Here is an 18,518-nt window from a genome sequence, read left to right as displayed (position 1 = left end):
GTCGAAATGTTTCGAATTATATATGGACATTATAATCGACTAATTCTGGACAGGCAATACCGTCAACTTTCGGAAATTTAAGAGTGTCATAAACAGTAATGGGGTAAAAGGAGATTTTTCTTGAATAATCAGCGAACCCTATACATAGGTAAGACAGTGAAGCGGCTGCGAGATGGACAAAAAATGAACCAGGAAGACCTTGCTTTCCTTAGCGGCTTATCGAGAGAATACATAAGCAAGATTGAGAATGATGTCCATGATCCCACTTTAGGGAAACTAGTGTTTATTGCAGACGCGCTGAACATGCTCACATCCGATTTAGTTAAAGCAGCCGAAGAAGATAGTCAGAAGTTATAATAATATCTGTACCACTTATTTTCTAGGGAGGCGTCAAGATGAAATACTTTATCTTATATGTATCACACTCTCAAGACTTCACTCAAGAACTATATGTCAAAACTAAATCAATGGAGCATCTGCTCATGCAAATCGAGCGCTATGCTGACGGCAATCTTTCCACAAGCAAAGGCTCCATCCACACAATCAACGTCGCCTCCATCTTCGCCAGAGAAGTGGAACCCAGCCAAATCCCTTTAAAGAAAAACCAATTCGCAACAATAAATGAAAATAAATCCTACAGCACAAAAGACTTAGAATAACCCGATCACAAAAAATCCGCCCAGACACATTGCCAGGCGGATTTTTGTTTATTCATTCTCACACCACCCAACCACCCGACACCCCACACCCCATCCACCTTGTATGTAACCACCCAATCATACTAGTTGTAAAAAAATGGTGGGACAAGGTACCTGTCCCTGTGTCCCTTCATTATTTGTGATTTCATAGAACTTGAAAGTATAGGTTTACTCAATGAATTATTTTCATTAGTGCTAATACCTCAGAGTATCTATGAAGATGAAATTAGGGAGTTTGAAGCGGAACAATTAGAACAATTGGAATATAACTTAACTAATTTTAGCACGGAAACAGCCTTTGGTTTATTTCTTGAAATATCCGAATCTAAAAAGAAGTTATCTGAATATGATGTAGAGGTTATTGTAATAGCATATGAAAAAGCAGTCCTATGTACTTCTAATGAAAGAAGGATAAAGGAAACATGTGACGAATATAACATTGAGCACACGGGAACGATAGGGGTTCTTTCTTGTTGTTTCGAACATGGTATTCTTTCAGAAAGTGAGTTTAGGAAGCTTATCATCAAACTTTTCAATGAATGCACATGTAGGCTTTCTGAAAAACTGAAAAAACAAGTTTATGAACAATATCCCTTTATTTAAGTCAGGCTTTCAATTATACGAAAACCTGACTTTTTTATTACTTTACTTTGCTTTGCTTCTCTTTCTTCTCGGTCGTTTCACCTTTAATTTATAAGCTAGTTTATTTTCAAGATAACACTCCCACTCAATTCCTGTGGAGAGTTTATAGACAATCCGACCATCGGGATGAATGGTCCCACTTTCTACAAGCCGTTCAAAGATATCCGCTCTGAAAGCAATGCGGTGCTTCAGTGGATCAAACTCTGGTATGTCCTCTAGCTCATTCATAAGCCACTCTAATTCAGTTCGGTACTTTGCCGCTTGTTCTTGTCGTTCCTCAAACGCATCAAGTTGATGTTTCAACTGCACGATTTCATTCGTTAAGGCTTCAACCTGCTTTGTATCTTGTCCAGCTTGATTCAGCTCTTCATCTACCGCTTCGTATAATTCCTGGTTGAGTTGCTCCATCATTATTTCTATTTCTTCGATCTCGCTATGTTCTTTATTAGTTAGGTCTGTTCTTTCCGATACAGCTTCTGCTTCAAGTTGAGGGAGATCATTTGATTTCATTTCTAGCAAAGCACTCATAAAGTTATGCTCCACATATTCTTCACGAAAACTCGGGGAAGTGCATGTACCGGAAAAGTTCTTACCATTGGCGACCCTACATCTCCAATAACGTCGGGCTTTCTTCTTGATTGCATCCTTTTGTCTATCGTAATTTTCGTACTGACTGATAATCCCTCCACACTCACCGCACCGAAAAGTCTGGCGAAATGGCTGTGGAGCGTTGACTGAGGGACGAGTTACTTTAGGTTGGTTCAACTTTCGGATGGTTTGGACCTTATCCCAATCTTCCAGTGTAATAATCGCTGGATGGTTATCCTCAATATAATATTGGGGCAGTTCCCCTTTGTTAACCACTTGTTTTCTCGTAAATGGATCCTTCACATACGTTTGCTGATACAGTACGCAGCCCCTTGATGCGAAAAAGATAAAAAATCAAAATCTAGATTCTTCCCGAATCCAAAACACTAATTCTAGTATAAAATTCACGTTTTTTATCTTTTCGTCATCATCAAAATGCAGTTTTGATTACTATGCGGTGTAGATGTATTTAAAGAAGGACAAAAAAATAAGCCCATCACCAGAAAGGCGATGAACTAGGAAATCTCATTAAGGTAATATACTCCATTATTAAGTTGGATTTAAAAGTAAAATTAATATCCATTTATATTTTTGGTCATTATCAAAACTACTTCGCTAATTTTAACTTCTTTTTTTATATAGGTTTTTATTTGGAGATACGGATACTAATCGTGTATGATCGCTTAATACCATCACAAATTTCCCATCTACCTCTATCCCTGCAGGTATCTCTTCACCGTTGCTAAAAAATATATATTTAGACTCAGTAATTTCCATATCTATGTGTTGTAATTTACTCAAATCGAATTTTAAATACTTCGTTAAATTATATAACAGATTCGAAGCGTCTTGAAAAACGATCCTGAAGTCATCGTTATAAACTAACCTTATAACTGTAACACCTTTTTCAGTGCCATCTTTCATACGAATTTTAAAATCCTTATTAAATCCAAGTGTTATTTGGTATTTTTGAGTTGTGAAATCTTTGAAAAAGTTAATGGCCACTAAAGGTAAAGCTTCTTTTCTTTCTTTATCATAAGTATGTGCCTTTGCCAGGTTAACACTATTTGGAGCAAACGATAAATTCTCAATTAAGCAATTAAATGCATCATTATCATGATGTTCAACAATAAAGTCATTTTCATATGCTTCTGTAAACTTTTCTATACCATACCAATGGATCATTACTACTTGATGTAGCTTTTTGTAGCCGTCAAACTTACTTGAACCTGTGTAGATATAAGTTTTATTTCCTTTATCTATGTCTGCTTGCGAGACGTACCAATTTACGCTTGAAATCTTCTTCCAAAGTTCATGTGTATAATCTGTATACCCAAAAAAACTACCTTGCTCTTGTTTAAAATAAATACGACTTTCATCATGACTTACACCCAAAGTCATTTAACCACCTCTTTGATCAGAAATTAACTCAAAGACTCCCCAATATCTTAGCACCTATTTCTTATCAATTATTCAAGATATCGTTAATATCAATATCCTCAAACTCTAAAGAATAACTCCGCATCTGAGGTTTAGCCTTTTTTAAACTAATACTCTTCCTTTTCACATATTGTAAAAATTCATTTATGAATAATAGTTCTTTTTCACTTTCTTCACTCCGCTCTTCCTTGCACCTCTCATAATTATCTATAAACTTATTTCCCAAATAGATGCAACTTGGTATTGGCAAATTTTGCACCGGTATTCGTTTCTCATTGCTATGGTAACCAATATACAATACAATTCTCCATTCCTTTTCATGTTCCCAATCTTTAAACTTAGATACGACTGAACTTAAAACTGCTAAATCTATTTTTGGGTCATTTTCAAACATTTCTGTGACATCAATAGGCTTGTCCATATATATGACTGGGTATATGAAATCTGCAAGTCTATGAAAATTTTGTCTGAAATTATACTCTATGCAAATACCCTTATTATTGTTTGCATAATGACTCCACATCTTAATATCTTTATTGTTTGAGCTTAACGAAGTTATTCTAAACGCCTTAGTCAAATAAGTCGATTTAAATATATCCTCTTCCGCTGAACCTTTTAATAGTTGATTTGCTGCCTCATAATCAATTATTTCTTCATACCCTATTTCACCAGCTGTCTCGTTCAGCCTTCGGATCTGTTCTAACTTTTGTTTATAAGTATCGAAGTGCATCGTAGAATCATATAAATCATTGAACTCTGTAGGTATGGTTGCAGTAATACTGTTATTTTTTAAATTCATAACGCTATATTCATTAATACTAGTATATTTATACAAAGAGGTTGGAAGGTTTATAACGTCAAGAAGCCTCCTTTGTTCTGCGCTGGTGCTACTTCCCATTAAATGCTTAAGATCTTCTCTTGCAGCTTTACTTATAATATAGTCCAATGTATGCATCGATGGCCCCTCCCACTGATTTTTAAGCTTTATATCGCTGTCAATATATTCATTTCATATGATTTTTTTCACTAATGATTACTTCTATACTCTGAAAGCATTTGATTCAGAACTTTCCCCACTTTTAATCTACTCACTATCTGTTCATCTTTACGGTGGTTATGGGTTTCAATCCAGGAATACTCCCCCTCAAATGCTTTAAACTTTTTGGTGAAATCGTTTGGGTTTAATTGTACATATTCCAGAAATTTTTCTTTCTCATTAACATCTTCAAATAAGAGAACAACCTCAAATAATCTCCTACGTGCATCTCGCTCTTCTCCATTTTTATCGTCATACAGAAATTCATTTAACTTAAAGGAAGGATCATTCTTAGGGAAATACTTGAAAGCATAGTCCGAATGTATTTTATATTTATCAAAATGTATAAATCCCCATTCTGGTACTGGTGTGGAATATCTACCACCATCCAATATAACTGCTTGTGTACCATACAGCTTTGTCCCAAAATAATTTACACTTATAGACTGATACGCAGCCTTCTCATTCGTCATTGCATAACAATAGAACTCAGGAGTGAGGTCGTCGTCGTCATCGTCATCATCAATTGTAATGGTATATTCAGGATTATAGATATTAAAATATGTATAGCCATCCTGTTTCCACTCACTCTTTTTTTCAAGTCTCTTTATTAATTGTTCGAAGGGAGATCTTGTAAGTAAAAATCTTTTTTTCCATAGGTACTCGATAATGTTTATATCTGCACTTTTATCTATATCGGTATTGGTGTCTCCAATTCTTGTGTAAATATGGTGGGCTCTGACCGTTCTTTTGTTATCAGTAAAACTTTCTAATAAGAAATATGGGGTGTCGGTACTGTTCTTTACAAGGTTTGATACTTTGCATCGTCCTGTGTTTTTTCTATCTGTTGCAAAGTATTCTTTTCCCTCTGCTTTCTACTAACTTTATTTAATTTAACAATCCATGTGAAGGCAGGTCCATTGTCCCACACTAAATCAAGTTCTAGCTCTTCATCCTCAATATTCTGTTTTAGTAATTTTAAAAGTTTTTCATCCCATTCTAATATGTACCGCCCGCTTTGTATTGTAATAAATCCTTTGAATTCCTTTTTCTCCACCTTAAAGTTCAATTGAAGCTTATCATTACCTTTAAGGTTTTCATATGCTCTAAAAAACAGTTTCACAACGGATATAGGTACTTCCAACCCTTGTATAGAATTTTTATTCACAATAATAAATATCCTATCAATATAAAAATGTAAATTAATGTTTTTATATTCGCCCCTTCTCATAGCCCGAAGTTTAGGTTCATAATAAAAGTTACTGCTATTTTCATCTGGTGAATAATATTCAGAAAAGAGCGTTTGTAACATTTCAACAAACTCCTCATTCCATTGTAAAAAGCCATCTCCCTCATTTTCATATAATATTTTTGCTTCATAGTTTTTTTTTTCATATTTTATCGTAACTTCTTGGCTATGGTTAAATTCACTAGCAGGGTTATAAACCCTAAAGAACTTCTCAAAGACATAAGGTGAAATACCAATATTGTTTAAAAGTCTTCCTTCGATATTTATATATGCATCGTCTGGCCAATAGACGTGCCACCTACCATCAGTAAAGGGATAAACTCCTTTAGCTTCATCTATTTTTTCTTTTAGTGAATGTGAAGTATTCAATAGATTCCAGGGGCTAGCTTCAGTTTCAAGAGAAAGTAGCTCATAAAATTCTTTCAGTGTATTCCCTTCATTTAATTTCTTTTCCAAAATTCTATGAATACTCCTAATCAAATTTTTTTTACTATGTCTTCTTCCCTCATTTATTAGATTCAAAGCCTCAATTGGATCTTCTTTATAAAGTTTGCTAAAATCTGCATATGTCAAAGATTCTCTCATTTGAACATCACCCCTAATTTATTTGACCTTCACACCACTTGTCATTTCAACATAATTATCTCTGTGCATGGTTAATTTTTCCACAACATAAAAAACCATATCCTTCTGTAAACAATACAATAAAAATAACCCACCAAATAGCCATCTAAAAAATAGACGCTAACTCGGCGAGGTACTATTTATTTTCCTCATTCGTAAAACCGTTCCCAGCTAAATTCAATTTATGTTATCAATCAACTCTTGAATCCTTTTTTTACTAAATTCCCATCCAATCGGAATTTGATCGGTTTGACCCTTGGCAACTCCACTATTCCAAGTATGTTTTACCCTTGAAATCGTGTTACCCTGCCCACCCCTACTCTTTTTCATATGCTCTCCTATTTCTTCAGGTGTGGCCAAGTAGACTTTAGGCGATTGACCTTTTTCTAAGTCTACACCTTTTAATTGCACCAAACTTACCACGGTATTACCCGTATGCTTGTTAACCCATAAGTCTAATCGCTTCAGAATAAGATTTATCTTTTTTGTGGCTTTGAGTTAAACCCCAGCCACCATCTTTACTACCCTTTACAGATACCTTTAGCATTTTTTCTCCACATACAACAACTAAGTCGTATTCCGGTTGGTTTGCACCATATTGTACTGAGACGTCAAAACCTGCCCATGCAAAAAGAGTAGCAGTATAGGACTCGGCTGCAACACTTACCTGGTGAGAATTCATTCCAAAAACTCCCCTTTATATCAGACACTTCTTAGTTAAAATGAATATCATCATCTCTTAATATTTTACATCCAGTACCATACTTCGGTTTTAAGGTACCTTTGAATTCACGTTTGTTAGAACCTTTAAATGCCTCTTTCCACAAATCATAAACATTATGGTTTTCCGCTTTCCCTTCATCGTTCGTTAACTTAACAATATGGAATCCATATTCATCATTACATCTAGCCATCGGTCGTTGCTGTCTTAATGAAATGATTTTACCTGATTCTGTAATTTCATAAAGACCCTTGTAACCCTGTATTTCTTTTCTTTGCTCATTCATCTTTATACTGCTCCTCATTCATCTATTTCTTTTTCTAGCTTACTAATCATTCTCATCACACCAATTTTAGGGTTATTCTCAATTGCACGTTTTAAGTTTTCTAACGCATTTATATTATCATTAAATGTATGATAAATTTCGCCTAAGCGTCTATATGCTATAGCCTTTTGATACGAAGATATATCTTTCTCTACTGCAGCAGCCAATAACTCAATAACAGGCTGATAATCGCTTAGTTGCAATTGGTTATTGGATGAAGACTCTAAGCTATTTATCTTTTCTTCAGCTATATTTATTAACTGATAACCATTTAGTGTTCCCAACCGTGTCTGGTCCCATTGTTCTTTATCTACTAGTTCACCTGAAAATGTATAACGATATTGGCCCTTATCATCATAATGAAGGATAATGTTCTTATCTCTGGTATCAAAGGTATAGTAGTCAGCCCATCCTGTTTCAGGGGTCCATCTATGTAATAATTCATTGGTTTTTGTATCAAAGAGTAATAGGCTACCTCCATCTGGGTGATCAGAATTATTTGCATTTTGACAACAAACATACCTTCTATCCTCTGATATGCCAAATGATTGTACGTTGGCATTTACTTTCTTCTTTATAACAGGCTTTCCATTTGGTCCGAAACAAAAAAACTCGTTAACTAACTCTTGTGAATTGCTAATATCTATAACTATATAATATAGGTCATCCGTGATGAGTAAATCAAATGAACTTAAATTACCTTTAAAAGTATACTCATAAACTAGCTCATTTTTGCGGTGATCAACTACCACTAAATCTTTCTTGTGTGCCGCAATAAGATATTTCCCACTAGGTGATGATACCGCTTTACCAAAAAAATCTTTCGAATCGATTGAAATAAAATAATCACCATCTGTATATCCTGAAATTCTAAGATCATTCTTCACCTTGGGCTTTTGAGTTGCCTTTACGCTACCTTTTTTAAACAAATTAAATAGTCCTATTTTGCTCACCCCTTATTAAACGAATATAATAACAGCCCATCTATAAAATAGATTACGACATGTATGCAATAATACCTTTATTTTTACATAATTTAACTCCTCGTGATCTCCCTTCCCTTAAATACTTTAGTAATACCTCTTGTTTTTTATTCAATGTAATCAACTCTCCAGGCTCCCCACAAAATGGAATTATCTCTGCAGGGTTATTATAACACTGGGGGAATTTTCAATGACTCCGGTGGCCCACTTTTAGATTACTATATACAGAACCTGTCCCTGTGTCCCTCTTACAAGTGGCACTCAGTCATGGCAATCTACAGATCTCAAAAAATCCGCCAAGACACATTGCCTAGGCGGATTTTTGTTTATTCATTCTCACACTACCCAGCCACCCGACACCCACACCCCACGCCTCCATGCCCCTCGAATCTAACCACCATATCATACCAGTTGTAAAAAAATGGTGGGACAAGGTACCTGTCCCTGTGTCCTTTCCAGCAACTGTAAAATATGGTAGGACGAGAAACCGGTCTCTACTCCTTTAAATTTCACAATTTTTGTGAAGTATACTTCATGGTGAAAGTTTGCCTTCCGCTATGTAATGGGGTAAAAGGAGATTTTTCTTGAATAATCAGCGAACCCTATACATAGGTAAGACAGTGAAGCGGCTGCGAGATGAACAAAAAATGAACCAGGAAGACCTTGCTTTCCTTAGCGGCTTATCGAGAGAATACATTAGCAAGATTGAGAATGATGTCCATGATCCCACTTTAGGGAAACTAGTGTTTATTGCAGACGCGCTGAACATGCTCACATCCGATTTAGTTAAAGCAGCCGAAGAAGATAGTCAGAAGTTATAATAATATCTGTACCACTTATTTCCCAGGGAGGCGTCAAGATGAAATATTTTATCTTATATGTATCACACTCTCAAGACTTCACTCAAGAACTATATGTCAAAACTAAATCAATGGAGCATCTTCTCATGCAAATCGAGCGCTATGCTGACGGCTATCTTTCCACAAGCAAAGGCTCCATCCACACAATCAACGTCGCCTCCATTTTCGCCAGAGAAGTGGAACCCAGCCAAATCCCTTTAAAGAAAAACCAATTCGCGACAATAAATGAAAATAAATCCTACAGCACAAAAGACTTAGAATAACCCGATCACAAAAAATCCGCCAAGACACATTGCCCAGGCGGATTTTTGTTTATTCATTCTCACACCACCCAGCCACCCGACACCCACAGCCCACGCCTCCATACCCTCGAATCTAACCACCATACCACACCAGTTGTAAAAAAATGGTGGGACAAGGTACCTGTCCCTGTGTCCCTCTCCTGTCCCTGTGTCCCTTCCAAGCAAAGGCTCCATCCACACAATGAACGTCGCCTCCATCTTCGCCAGAGAAGTGGAACCCAGCAAAATCTCTTTAAAGAAAAACCAATTCGCGACAATAAATGAAAATAAATCCTACAGCACAAAAGACTTAGAATAACCCGATCACAAAAAATCCGCCAAAACACATAGCCCAGGCGGATTTTTGTTTATTCATTCTCACACCACCCGACACCCACACCCCACGCCTCCATGCCCCCATGCATGTAACCACCACACCATGCCAGTTGTAAAAAAATGGTGGGACAAGGTACCTGTCCCTGTGTCCCTTCTCCAATCGATTTGCCTGGTTTAGCTTCAATAATCCAAAATGACTTAAGCCGTACAGAAGGGATATAATCAATGGAAACATTTTTACGCCCTATTCTATGAAATGGTTTAGATAGTCTAAGACTCTTTTCCCGAATAATATCGTTGACAGTCCCTTTACTATAACCAAATATTCTAAGAAGCGGGGCAATAAAATCCTCTCTAATATCAGACTCATTCCATTCCTTAAAATTTAGGCTAATCCAATTTGTCAGAAATAGTTCATCTAACTTATTAAGTTTCATCATTTTCCCCCTTTTTTTCATTCTTATATTGTAAAAACCGTGATACTATATTACTAAATCTATTATTGAATGAGGTGTTAGTATGGCATCTGATTGGACGGCTAGAAATCCTTACCTCGGAAGTGATCATGAAGAAATTTGTGATTTTTGTGGCTGTAAGTATGGAGTTCAAGTGGAATTACAAGATGGCCACAATGAATCGGAAGAATATTATTGTCCTGATTGCAACAAAGAGTATCGTACAAGAGCATGTATAACTCCAAGAGTTACAAAAATTAACGACAGAACAGATGGAAAAACCATAAAATATAAAAATGAATAATAAATAGACAACCATATCCACCTAAAGGATGTGGTTGTCTATCGCTTGTCAAGTTTCTTACCAAAACGTCATAAATCAAGACACATCGCTACAATTTCATTAGGCTCTTTTTTCTAATTGATCAATTGAAAGTTGATTTTTCAGCTTAACATGTCTTTCAAATATAACGAAATCCCCATTTTCAAGACGGTTAATCTCAGCCGCCCCCTGAATCATTTCACAGCCCTTGTCCCAGAGCCAATCAATAGGATTAAAGCCAGGGTCTTCAGCTGCCAATAATAAAGCGGCTTGATGTGTTAAACTAAGAATTAAGCATTTCTGGATGGGAGAGTCAACGTAAAACTCCATTCTATACTCAGGTACTGTTGGGGCTACTTCTTGTGCATCTATTCTAAATTGATAACCCTGTTTAGTAATAACAGTTTTCGTTTTCATAGACTCCTCCTTATTACACTACCAATTTATTCCTTATAATTCTTCTCAAATCGCCATGCATCACGACACATGGCAATAATATCACGCTTAGCTGTCCATCCTAGTTCTTGCTTTGCCTTTGAAGCATCCGCATAGCATGAAGCGATATCCCCAGGTCTCCGATCCACGATTTCATAAGGGACTTCAATATCATTAGCTTCTTCAAAAGCTTTCACTAACTCTAGTACACTTGTACCTTTTCCGGTTCCCAAGTTATAAACATGAACACCTTCAGTTAGGTTTTCCAATGCAGCAACATGACCCTCAGCAAGATCCAATACATGAATATAATCTCGGACCCCCGTGCCATCCACCGTTGGGTAATTATTTCCAAACACACGTAATTTCTCAAGTTTCCCTTTTGCCACTTGAGTTACATAGGGCATTAGGTTATTGGGAATTCCATTAGGAGCCTCACCAATTAATCCACTCTCGTGAGCTCCTACTGGATTGAAATATCGAAGAATTGAAACTGAAAAAGCAGGGTTTGCATTTGCAATATCAGTAAGTATCCGCTCACTCATGGCTTTCGTTTCACCGTAAGGATTAGTCGTTGGTAAGAGATCCATTGTTTCTACAAAAGGAACTTTATTATCTCCATACACTGTTGCAGATGAGCTAAAGACAAAACGATCTACACCATATTTCTGACAAGCCTTTGTAATAACCATTGTGCTTACGATGTTATTATAATAATATTCTAGTGGTTTTTCTACAGATTCACCAACCGCTTTAAGACCAGCAAAGTGAATAACTCCATCAATCTTGTAGTTTCTGAAAATAATATCAACAGCTTCTGCATCTGTTACATCAATTTCGTAAAATGTAACTTCTTTATCCGCAATGTCCATAATTTTCATAACAGTTTCACGCTTACTGTTAGAAAGATTATCAGCTATAATGACTGAATGTCCTGCTTCCAAAAGAGCGATACAAGTATGTGATCCTATATATCCAGCGCCACCTGTTACCAGTATATTCATTAGACTTAGTTCACCTCTCTTCAATTGAAAAAACAAACAAAAGAACATAAATTTATTCTATGAATAACTTTAATGATCAATTCCTACTTAGTATTGATTTTCAACAATTCTATATCATTTGGTTCATCAATATCTAGATCATATTCTTTATCCATAATATAAGCTAATGTATTATCATTTAAGCTAGTATTTGAAGATAATTTACGTATATTATTAATATATATAGCGCCATTCACCTTATAATATTTAGTAAATTCCTGCCTTCTAACGGTACTTTCTACATTTAACAGATTATGCAATCTGCCAGTCTGGTCTATAGTTCTAAATAGAATTGGGTGCTCTGAAACCTCAGAAACACTAACTAAATCATCATGTTTATCGTCAATTATCTTTTTAATTGCATCATCTATATGCCAGCCTTTTCTTAACGGCTGGGTAGGTTGTAGTAAAACTATATAATCATAAGATTTCCCCAAACAATTAAGTTCTTCCAAAGCGTGAATTATTACATCGATTGTTTTAGCTGTATCATCGGCCAATTCAACTGGTCTTAGAAAAGGAACATTAGCCCCACATTTTTTTGAAATCTCCGCTATCTTATGACTATCTGTAGATACTAGAATTTCATCAAGATACATAGACGTTTTGGCTTCTTCAATAGTGTATTGAATTAAAGGTTTACCGTTTATATTTATAATATTCTTATTAGGAATTCCCTTACTGCCGGCCCTAGCCGGTACAATACCTATAAATGATTTATCTCTATACACAACATCACCCTATTTTATTCAATATCATTAAACCTCTTTTGAATTTCTAAATTCCAAATACGGTCACCTTCTAATATTTCAATAAACTTTTCATCACTTCTCCCATTACCGTACATTGACAATGGAGTAATATCCAGTTCATTACAACTATGAATTGCATTAAGAATCTCTTGTTTATCCTCATTTACATGAATTATACTTTTAGCATTTCTAAGATTATACCGATTTTTTTGACGATTACCTATATCTATAGATGGGATTCCGTAAACACAAGTTTCTCTAATTCCAGCACTCGAATTACCTATCATAAACTTAGTACTTTGCATTAAGGTTAAAAAGTACTCAAATCTAATAGATGGGAAAATTTTAAAATGCGAATTTCCCTCAAACCTTTTATATTCTGTTAATATTGTATCGGTGCCTTCATCATTATTAGGATAAATTACAATATAATTCCTTTCTGAAGCTATTAACGCATCTACAAAGTGTTTAACATGGAGATTCAATTTCTCAACCTCTGTGGTTACAGGGTGATACATAACTAAAGAATATTCCTCAAATGTGATATCGTACCTTTCCTTTGCCTGTTGAAGAGTAGGTAAGTTTCTCGATGTCATTATATCAATATCAGGGGATCCTATAATAAAAATATTTTCCTCAGCTTCCCCTAATTGTATGACTCTTTTTTTTGCTTCTTCGTTACTCACAAAGTGAATATGAGATAACTTTGTTATTGAGTGCCTAATGGACTCATCAATGGTTCCTGAAACCTCTCCACCTTCGATATGAGCTACTTTAATATTATTAAACGCTCCCACTATTGCTCCAGCCAAGGCTTCAAGCCTATCTCCATGAACTACTATTAGATTTGATTTCATTTCATGTACATAGTTACTTAATCCTAAAATTGTGTTACTTAAAGCTATATCCATTGAAGAATTTAACTGCTGGTTTATAAATTTATACAGGTTTCGAAAACCATCTTTTTCAAGCTCTTTCCATGTCAAACCATATTTAGACAACATATGCATACCTGTAACAAAGATATTCAATTCAAACTTTACATTATCATCAACTTTTTTCATTAATGATTTTATTTTTCCATAATCAGCCCTTGTGCCAGTTAAAAATAATATCTTTTCCATTTTTCACATTACCCACCTATCTTAGTATCAAGATCCTCCCAACTTAAGTGTTCATCATTTGGAATATCTCTTAATACTTTTCTCCCAAGTAAATTATGGTAATCATCTGCCTTTATTTCACCAATACCAGGTCTCTTAACCCAAATATTTTCGTTAGTTAAAACATCTCCTACTTTTAAATCTTGGGTAGTTACCACGGTAGCAAAAGCAAAATCTATTGTTACTTGTTCCTCCTTAGCAGCTTCTTTTTTTCCACCTCTCATTTGGGAAACTTCTACGCTACCATCAATCAACTCTTTCAGTTCAATAGGATCCATAGAGCACAGAATATCTGGACCTTTTCTATCTTTGGAATCTGTGAAGTGTCTCTCCAAGATAGAAGCGCCAAGAGCTGTGGCAGCAAGTGCAGCATTATTATTTACAGTATGATCCGATAATCCTATTACCGCATCGGGAAATTCTCTTTGTAACTCCTGCATCCCTCCTAGTCTTACTAAATGTGGCGGGGTTGGATATAAGTTAGTACAATGAAGTAAAGCATACTCGACATTATGTTTTTCTAGAATAGCAACAGTCTTTTTGATACTTTTAATATCATTCATACCTGTAGAAACTATCATTGGTTTACCGAAAGAAGCAATCAAATCAATTAGTGGATAATTATTACATTCACCAGAACCTATTTTATAAGCTAAAACTTCCATTCTTTCTAGTCGTTCTGCTGCTGCTCTTGAAAATGGAGTACTTAAAAAAATCATCCCTTTAGACTCAACATAGTTTTTTAGTTCAGTTTCATCTTCTTCATTTAGAGCACATCTTTCCATTACATCATAAATAGATACATCTGTATTACCCGGTATTACTTTTCTCGCTTCTTTACTCATTTCATCTTCAACAACATGAGTCTGATGTTTTATTATTTCAGCACCAGCATTATATGCCGCATCTACCATCTCTTTTGCAACTTCAAGACTTCCCTCATGATTGATTCCTATTTCTGCTATAACTAAAGGTTTATACTTTTCTCCAATTTTCCTATTTCCAATCTTAATCATAGGCTTATCCATTTTATTTCCCAACCCTTCTTTATAAATATTGAAGTTCATTTTAAATACTTTTATAGTAACTCAACTTTTGCACTAAGCTAAAATGATTAATGCAATTCCTTGTAGGGTACATATCTGTTGAGGTATGGCGCTTGACTTAAAAAATAAGGCATGAAAAACACCCCAACGCTTGGTATAGTCGATTTGTCGGAAATCACATTTATCATACAGAGGATATGTCCCCTCCTGTTTAATAACGGATAATTATTAAAACAAATAACTACCAAATAAATTAGCTTCTACTTTTAATGAACTTAAAGTGCTAAAACATATAAGAAACTCGATTAGGCTATAATACTACCGCAATTAATCAAGCTTATTGATGATGCCATAAAAAGGAGCAACAAAAAAATGCAAAAATTAATCATAAGTCAACTATAACGCTGGATTGTGGGTTTACTTAGCTATATCAAGGTTTGCCTGCCTATTTCAGTCTGCGAAAGTTGAGTAGCAAAATATAGGTGCATTTTTATAATATCTTTTCATTCACCCAATATAGTTTTCATTTTTTTTCAGACGCCAAGGCATATTATATACTCTTGCTGCCAAAATCCATGTTGAAATAAATTTAATAAAATAAATAATAGTCGTGGCTTGTGCAGCCCCAATAGCTCCATACTTGCTAATAAACACATAATTCAGACCAATATTTAAAATAGCGGACCCAAAAGTTATCCACGCTAGTATTGCAGTTTTTTCAGCATAGAATATATAATTTGTTACCATAAAATACATCCCATTAAATGCATATCCAATTGCAATCCATATAATAAAAACGCTAGACCCTGAAAATTCCTTTCCTACAAAGAAGTCTAGAAACCAAGGGGCGAAAAAAGATAGCCCCAATGCCAAAAAAATTATTATTCCAAAATAAAAGTAGGTCATTTTTACAATCATTAATTTTTTTGTATAGATATTGGCTTTTAATTGAGCAAATAACCAAGGCACATATGCTTGATTAAATGATGTAGCCAGTATGTTTATAATCATTCCAATCTGAAACCCAACAGTATAAATACCAGTAGCTTCTATCCCTACCATATTTGTTATAAATATTCTATCCGTCATAGTCATAACTACCCCACCTACCGCGTGGGGAATTAGGGGAACACCAAAACTAAGTGCATGTTTAATGTATGAACGGTTATACTTAATTTTTAGCCATTTGTCTTTCCGTAAAATTAGAATGCCTATTACACCGAATAAAGAGAATGAAACTAACTGACCTAATATTCTCCCTTGCCATGCCATCCCTAATGAAATTATTAACCATATACTCAATGAAGCGTTAAGTAAAGTGGTAGATATTTGATAAACCCCATACTGAGCTGGTTTTATTTGTACTTGCCAAAGTACCAAAACAATACTTGAAATAAACTGCGCAAAGGCAATCGCTATAGCAACAAAAAGCAACTTTTCAGGCAGTGAAGTAATCTTAGCAATATATCCTGAAAACAAGAAAAATATTAGTGAAACTACTGCGGTACTACATAATAGAATATAAATACAATTCGTAATATAGATTTTAATATTTATTTTTTCTCTTTTAAAGTAAACCCTTTGTACTGCTCCTTGAATATTTAACCCTATAAATGGCGTAATTAGACTTACTAATACCCCGAACATCGAAACAATACCATAATCTTCAGGGGTGAGATATCTTGTCAAAATTGGTAAAAGTAAAAATGGGATTGCACTATTTAATATACTGGCTACTGTATATATGCCCACTGAACGAATCAATGGTAATTGTATTATTCTTTTTAATTTCATTCTTCACGTCCTAATAGCCAAAGAATTATTCAAGTACAGATTTAATTAGTTCATTCTATTAACACTTTCACTAAAGAAAAAGTCATTGAATATGAACCATCCTTATAGTTCTTTATACATGTCGCTAAATCATTATGGTTCTTTGCAACCATAACAACATCTTTTTCTATTAATTTAATCCATATGTTCAATTCCTGGCAAATCTATTAGTACTGTATTGCAGTTTAGTATTATCCTCCCAATAATGGCAGTTAAGCAAACATCAATTTAAAATTTCGGTTCTTCCAATAATCGAAGTATGCTTTTACCGTTATTGTCAATAACCTGAAAGTTTTCCGACACCTATGCTTTTTTCTTATTTAGGATAATTCGCCATTATCTAAGGCTGATATTTTCTACAAATTACAAAATTATTACCCATAGAACCAACATTTAATAATATTATCTTTTAGTGCTCAGCTTATATACTTTCTATACTACGTTTAGGAAATTTATTAACATTTTTTATAGGAACTATAATACCAATTTTCGCTATATAAAACTTCACTTCTGTTTAAATGCCTATTCTTATATGATGTTTTAATTTATTTACAATTGGTAAAATTCAACAAGTGACTAGGCACCTAGAACTCATTTTCATGATGATTTAGTGGTCTTTTCTTTCAAACCAGTAATAATTTGCACTAGTTCCTCATAGGATTCTGGTATAAATAATTTTCCTTTATTTCCGTATGAGTTTTTGAAACTTTCAAATACACTATAATCTGTATTAGGGTTTATACAATTGCCAAGTTTATAAAGTAATATCACTGTCAACTCTTTATCGTATATAAGTTTTGGCGTTAATGCTGCAGATGAATTTATTGAAACTAGAATTTTATTATCAAAATCATCATTCAAAACTGTAATTTCCCACATATTCGAATCTTTAATTACATTTTTATATTCCTTATGTTCACGATCATCTGAAGGATGTAATTTCACACAAATTTCATCCTTATTAAAATACTTATTGAATAAATTGTAGGCTTTACTCTCCACCTCTTCTGCTTCTTTTATTAGTGGATATTGTGATAAAAATACAATATTAAAACCACCATAAAAATAATCATTCTTTTGAAATATTTTTTCTAATATTTTATGAGTATCACTTTCATTTTTAATATCAGGGAGTTGTTTAACCACATTACAATAATCATTTTCACATACTAGGTTCGGCTTATACGTGTAAATTCTATCAACATTTATTCTACTGCTACCTATATTGAATACATCAGAAAAGAAACGGAACTTTTTAGATAGCATAGATTTAATATCTTTTGTTATATAAATAGCCAAACCTTCTTCAACTAAATCTACAGTTAAATCTTTATTACTTTTATTGCAACTATTTATTGACCAAACAGTAAAATGATAAAAACTAAATACTACAAGTTTATTAAATTGATTAAAATCCACTTTCTCTTTATTTAGCATATATTTTTTTACAGCTTGCCTCGGAAACATAAAATCACTAAATATATTAGCGTATCTAACTAATTTATTCTGACCATAATCCGTAGGTAAATGTTCATATACTTTCTCAAAAATATCTAGTTTTTTTATTTCCTCAACAATTCTTTCACTTTCATAGTGTTTATGACACTCTTAAATTTCCGAAAGTTGACGGTATTGCCTGTCCAGAATTAGTCGATTATAATGTCCATATATAATTCGAAACATTTC

The 18,518-nt window shown here is 34.3% G+C and carries 23 protein-coding genes; 6 read left to right on the top strand and 17 right to left on the bottom strand.

Annotated features, from left to right (window positions below):
• The first annotated feature begins 120 nt into the window (after positions 1-120).
• The 3 genes from J2S25_RS18990 to J2S25_RS18980 all read left to right on the top strand — a co-directional run bounded on the left by J2S25_RS18990 (position 121) and on the right by J2S25_RS18980 (position 1,301).
• A complete protein-coding gene (locus J2S25_RS18990; protein WP_307192633.1) occupies positions 121-357 on the top strand; it encodes a helix-turn-helix domain-containing protein in 237 nt (78 codons plus the stop codon).
• Positions 358-395: 38 nt separating this feature from the next.
• Positions 396-659 (top strand): hypothetical protein, encoded by a 264-nt coding sequence (locus J2S25_RS18985; RefSeq protein WP_307192632.1) that lies wholly within the window; start codon positions 396-398, stop codon positions 657-659.
• Positions 660-812: 153 nt separating this feature from the next.
• On the top strand, positions 813-1,301 hold the full coding sequence (locus J2S25_RS18980; protein ID WP_500684438.1) for a PIN domain-containing protein: 489 nt from the start codon (positions 813-815) through the stop codon (positions 1,299-1,301).
• A 42-nt stretch (positions 1,302-1,343) separates the two neighbouring features.
• On the opposite strand, the gene J2S25_RS18975 is transcribed toward J2S25_RS18980, so the two are convergent.
• From J2S25_RS18975 to J2S25_RS18935, 9 genes are all read right to left on the bottom strand, one after another.
• Positions 1,344-2,249: a recombinase zinc beta ribbon domain-containing protein gene (locus tag J2S25_RS18975; protein ID WP_307192634.1), complete on the bottom strand. Its 906-nt coding sequence runs from the start codon at positions 2,247-2,249 to the stop codon at positions 1,344-1,346.
• A gap of 300 nt (positions 2,250-2,549) precedes the next feature.
• Positions 2,550-3,329 (bottom strand): hypothetical protein, encoded by a 780-nt coding sequence (locus tag J2S25_RS18970; protein ID WP_307192630.1) that lies wholly within the window; start codon positions 3,327-3,329, stop codon positions 2,550-2,552.
• Positions 3,330-3,393: 64 nt separating this feature from the next.
• Positions 3,394-4,323, bottom strand: a complete 930-nt coding sequence (locus J2S25_RS18965; protein ID WP_307192629.1) for a DUF2971 domain-containing protein — start codon at positions 4,321-4,323, stop codon at positions 3,394-3,396.
• Positions 4,324-4,394: 71 nt separating this feature from the next.
• Positions 4,395-4,877, bottom strand: a complete 483-nt coding sequence (locus J2S25_RS18960) for a hypothetical protein (RefSeq protein WP_307192628.1) — start codon at positions 4,875-4,877, stop codon at positions 4,395-4,397.
• A gap of 329 nt (positions 4,878-5,206) precedes the next feature.
• On the bottom strand, positions 5,207-6,238 hold the full coding sequence (locus J2S25_RS18955) for a hypothetical protein (RefSeq protein ID WP_307192627.1): 1,032 nt from the start codon (positions 6,236-6,238) through the stop codon (positions 5,207-5,209).
• A 216-nt stretch (positions 6,239-6,454) separates the two neighbouring features.
• Complete coding sequence (locus J2S25_RS18950; RefSeq protein WP_307192626.1) at positions 6,455-6,700, bottom strand: hypothetical protein; 246 nt, start codon at positions 6,698-6,700, stop codon at positions 6,455-6,457.
• Positions 6,701-6,719: 19 nt separating this feature from the next.
• Entirely contained in the window at positions 6,720-6,959 is a 240-nt protein-coding gene (locus J2S25_RS18945) for a hypothetical protein (RefSeq protein ID WP_307192625.1), read from the bottom strand.
• 31 nt (positions 6,960-6,990) lie between these two features.
• On the bottom strand, positions 6,991-7,284 hold the full coding sequence (locus J2S25_RS18940) for an NUMOD4 domain-containing protein (protein WP_307192624.1): 294 nt from the start codon (positions 7,282-7,284) through the stop codon (positions 6,991-6,993).
• A 14-nt stretch (positions 7,285-7,298) separates the two neighbouring features.
• Complete coding sequence (locus J2S25_RS18935; RefSeq protein WP_307192623.1) at positions 7,299-8,252, bottom strand: tetratricopeptide repeat protein; 954 nt, start codon at positions 8,250-8,252, stop codon at positions 7,299-7,301.
• Between the two features lie 638 nt (positions 8,253-8,890).
• Here J2S25_RS18935 and J2S25_RS18930 point away from each other — a divergent pair.
• Both J2S25_RS18930 and J2S25_RS18925 read left to right on the top strand, forming a co-directional pair.
• On the top strand, positions 8,891-9,127 hold the full coding sequence (locus J2S25_RS18930) for a helix-turn-helix domain-containing protein (protein WP_307192622.1): 237 nt from the start codon (positions 8,891-8,893) through the stop codon (positions 9,125-9,127).
• Positions 9,128-9,165: 38 nt separating this feature from the next.
• Positions 9,166-9,429, top strand: coding sequence for a hypothetical protein (locus J2S25_RS18925; protein ID WP_307192621.1), 264 nt, complete (start codon positions 9,166-9,168; stop codon positions 9,427-9,429).
• Positions 9,430-9,815: 386 nt separating this feature from the next.
• Here the strand turns inward: J2S25_RS18925 and J2S25_RS18920 are convergent, their stop codons facing one another.
• Entirely contained in the window at positions 9,816-10,223 is a 408-nt protein-coding gene (locus J2S25_RS18920) for a hypothetical protein (protein ID WP_307192620.1), read from the bottom strand.
• A gap of 79 nt (positions 10,224-10,302) precedes the next feature.
• Here J2S25_RS18920 and J2S25_RS18915 point away from each other — a divergent pair, with 79 nt between their 5' ends.
• On the top strand, positions 10,303-10,542 hold the full coding sequence (locus J2S25_RS18915; protein ID WP_307192619.1) for a hypothetical protein: 240 nt from the start codon (positions 10,303-10,305) through the stop codon (positions 10,540-10,542).
• Positions 10,543-10,641: 99 nt separating this feature from the next.
• On the opposite strand, the gene J2S25_RS18910 is transcribed toward J2S25_RS18915, so the two are convergent.
• From J2S25_RS18910 to J2S25_RS18880, 7 genes are all read right to left on the bottom strand, one after another.
• Complete coding sequence (locus J2S25_RS18910; RefSeq protein WP_307192618.1) at positions 10,642-10,977, bottom strand: hypothetical protein; 336 nt, start codon at positions 10,975-10,977, stop codon at positions 10,642-10,644.
• Between the two features lie 26 nt (positions 10,978-11,003).
• Complete coding sequence (gene galE, locus J2S25_RS18905) at positions 11,004-11,999, bottom strand: UDP-glucose 4-epimerase GalE (RefSeq protein ID WP_307192617.1); 996 nt, start codon at positions 11,997-11,999, stop codon at positions 11,004-11,006.
• An 83-nt stretch (positions 12,000-12,082) separates the two neighbouring features.
• Entirely contained in the window at positions 12,083-12,769 is a 687-nt protein-coding gene (locus tag J2S25_RS18900; RefSeq protein WP_307192616.1) for an acylneuraminate cytidylyltransferase family protein, read from the bottom strand.
• A 14-nt stretch (positions 12,770-12,783) separates the two neighbouring features.
• The gene (gene neuC, locus J2S25_RS18895) at positions 12,784-13,914 is read right to left on the bottom strand and encodes a UDP-N-acetylglucosamine 2-epimerase (RefSeq protein WP_307192615.1); all 1,131 of its coding nucleotides are present in this window, start codon (positions 13,912-13,914) and stop codon (positions 12,784-12,786) included.
• A gap of 8 nt (positions 13,915-13,922) precedes the next feature.
• A complete protein-coding gene (locus tag J2S25_RS18890) occupies positions 13,923-15,020 on the bottom strand; it encodes an N-acetylneuraminate synthase family protein (RefSeq protein ID WP_307192614.1) in 1,098 nt (365 codons plus the stop codon).
• A 486-nt stretch (positions 15,021-15,506) separates the two neighbouring features.
• On the bottom strand, positions 15,507-16,793 hold the full coding sequence (locus J2S25_RS18885; protein WP_307192613.1) for a flippase: 1,287 nt from the start codon (positions 16,791-16,793) through the stop codon (positions 15,507-15,509).
• Positions 16,794-17,429: 636 nt separating this feature from the next.
• Positions 17,430-18,269 carry a polysialyltransferase family glycosyltransferase gene (locus J2S25_RS18880; RefSeq protein ID WP_307192612.1) on the bottom strand — a complete coding sequence of 280 codons (840 nt, stop codon included), beginning with the start codon at positions 18,267-18,269 and terminating at the stop codon, positions 17,430-17,432.
• Positions 18,270-18,518: the final 249 nt, after the last annotated feature.

Origin of the sequence: Mesobacillus stamsii, from assembly GCF_030814065.1 — a bacterium.
Taxonomy (GTDB): Bacteria; Bacillota; Bacilli; order Bacillales; family Cytobacillaceae; genus Mesobacillus; species Mesobacillus stamsii.
Note: the sequence above shows the minus strand (reverse complement) of the source record. Positions and strands in the feature narration are given on the sequence as shown.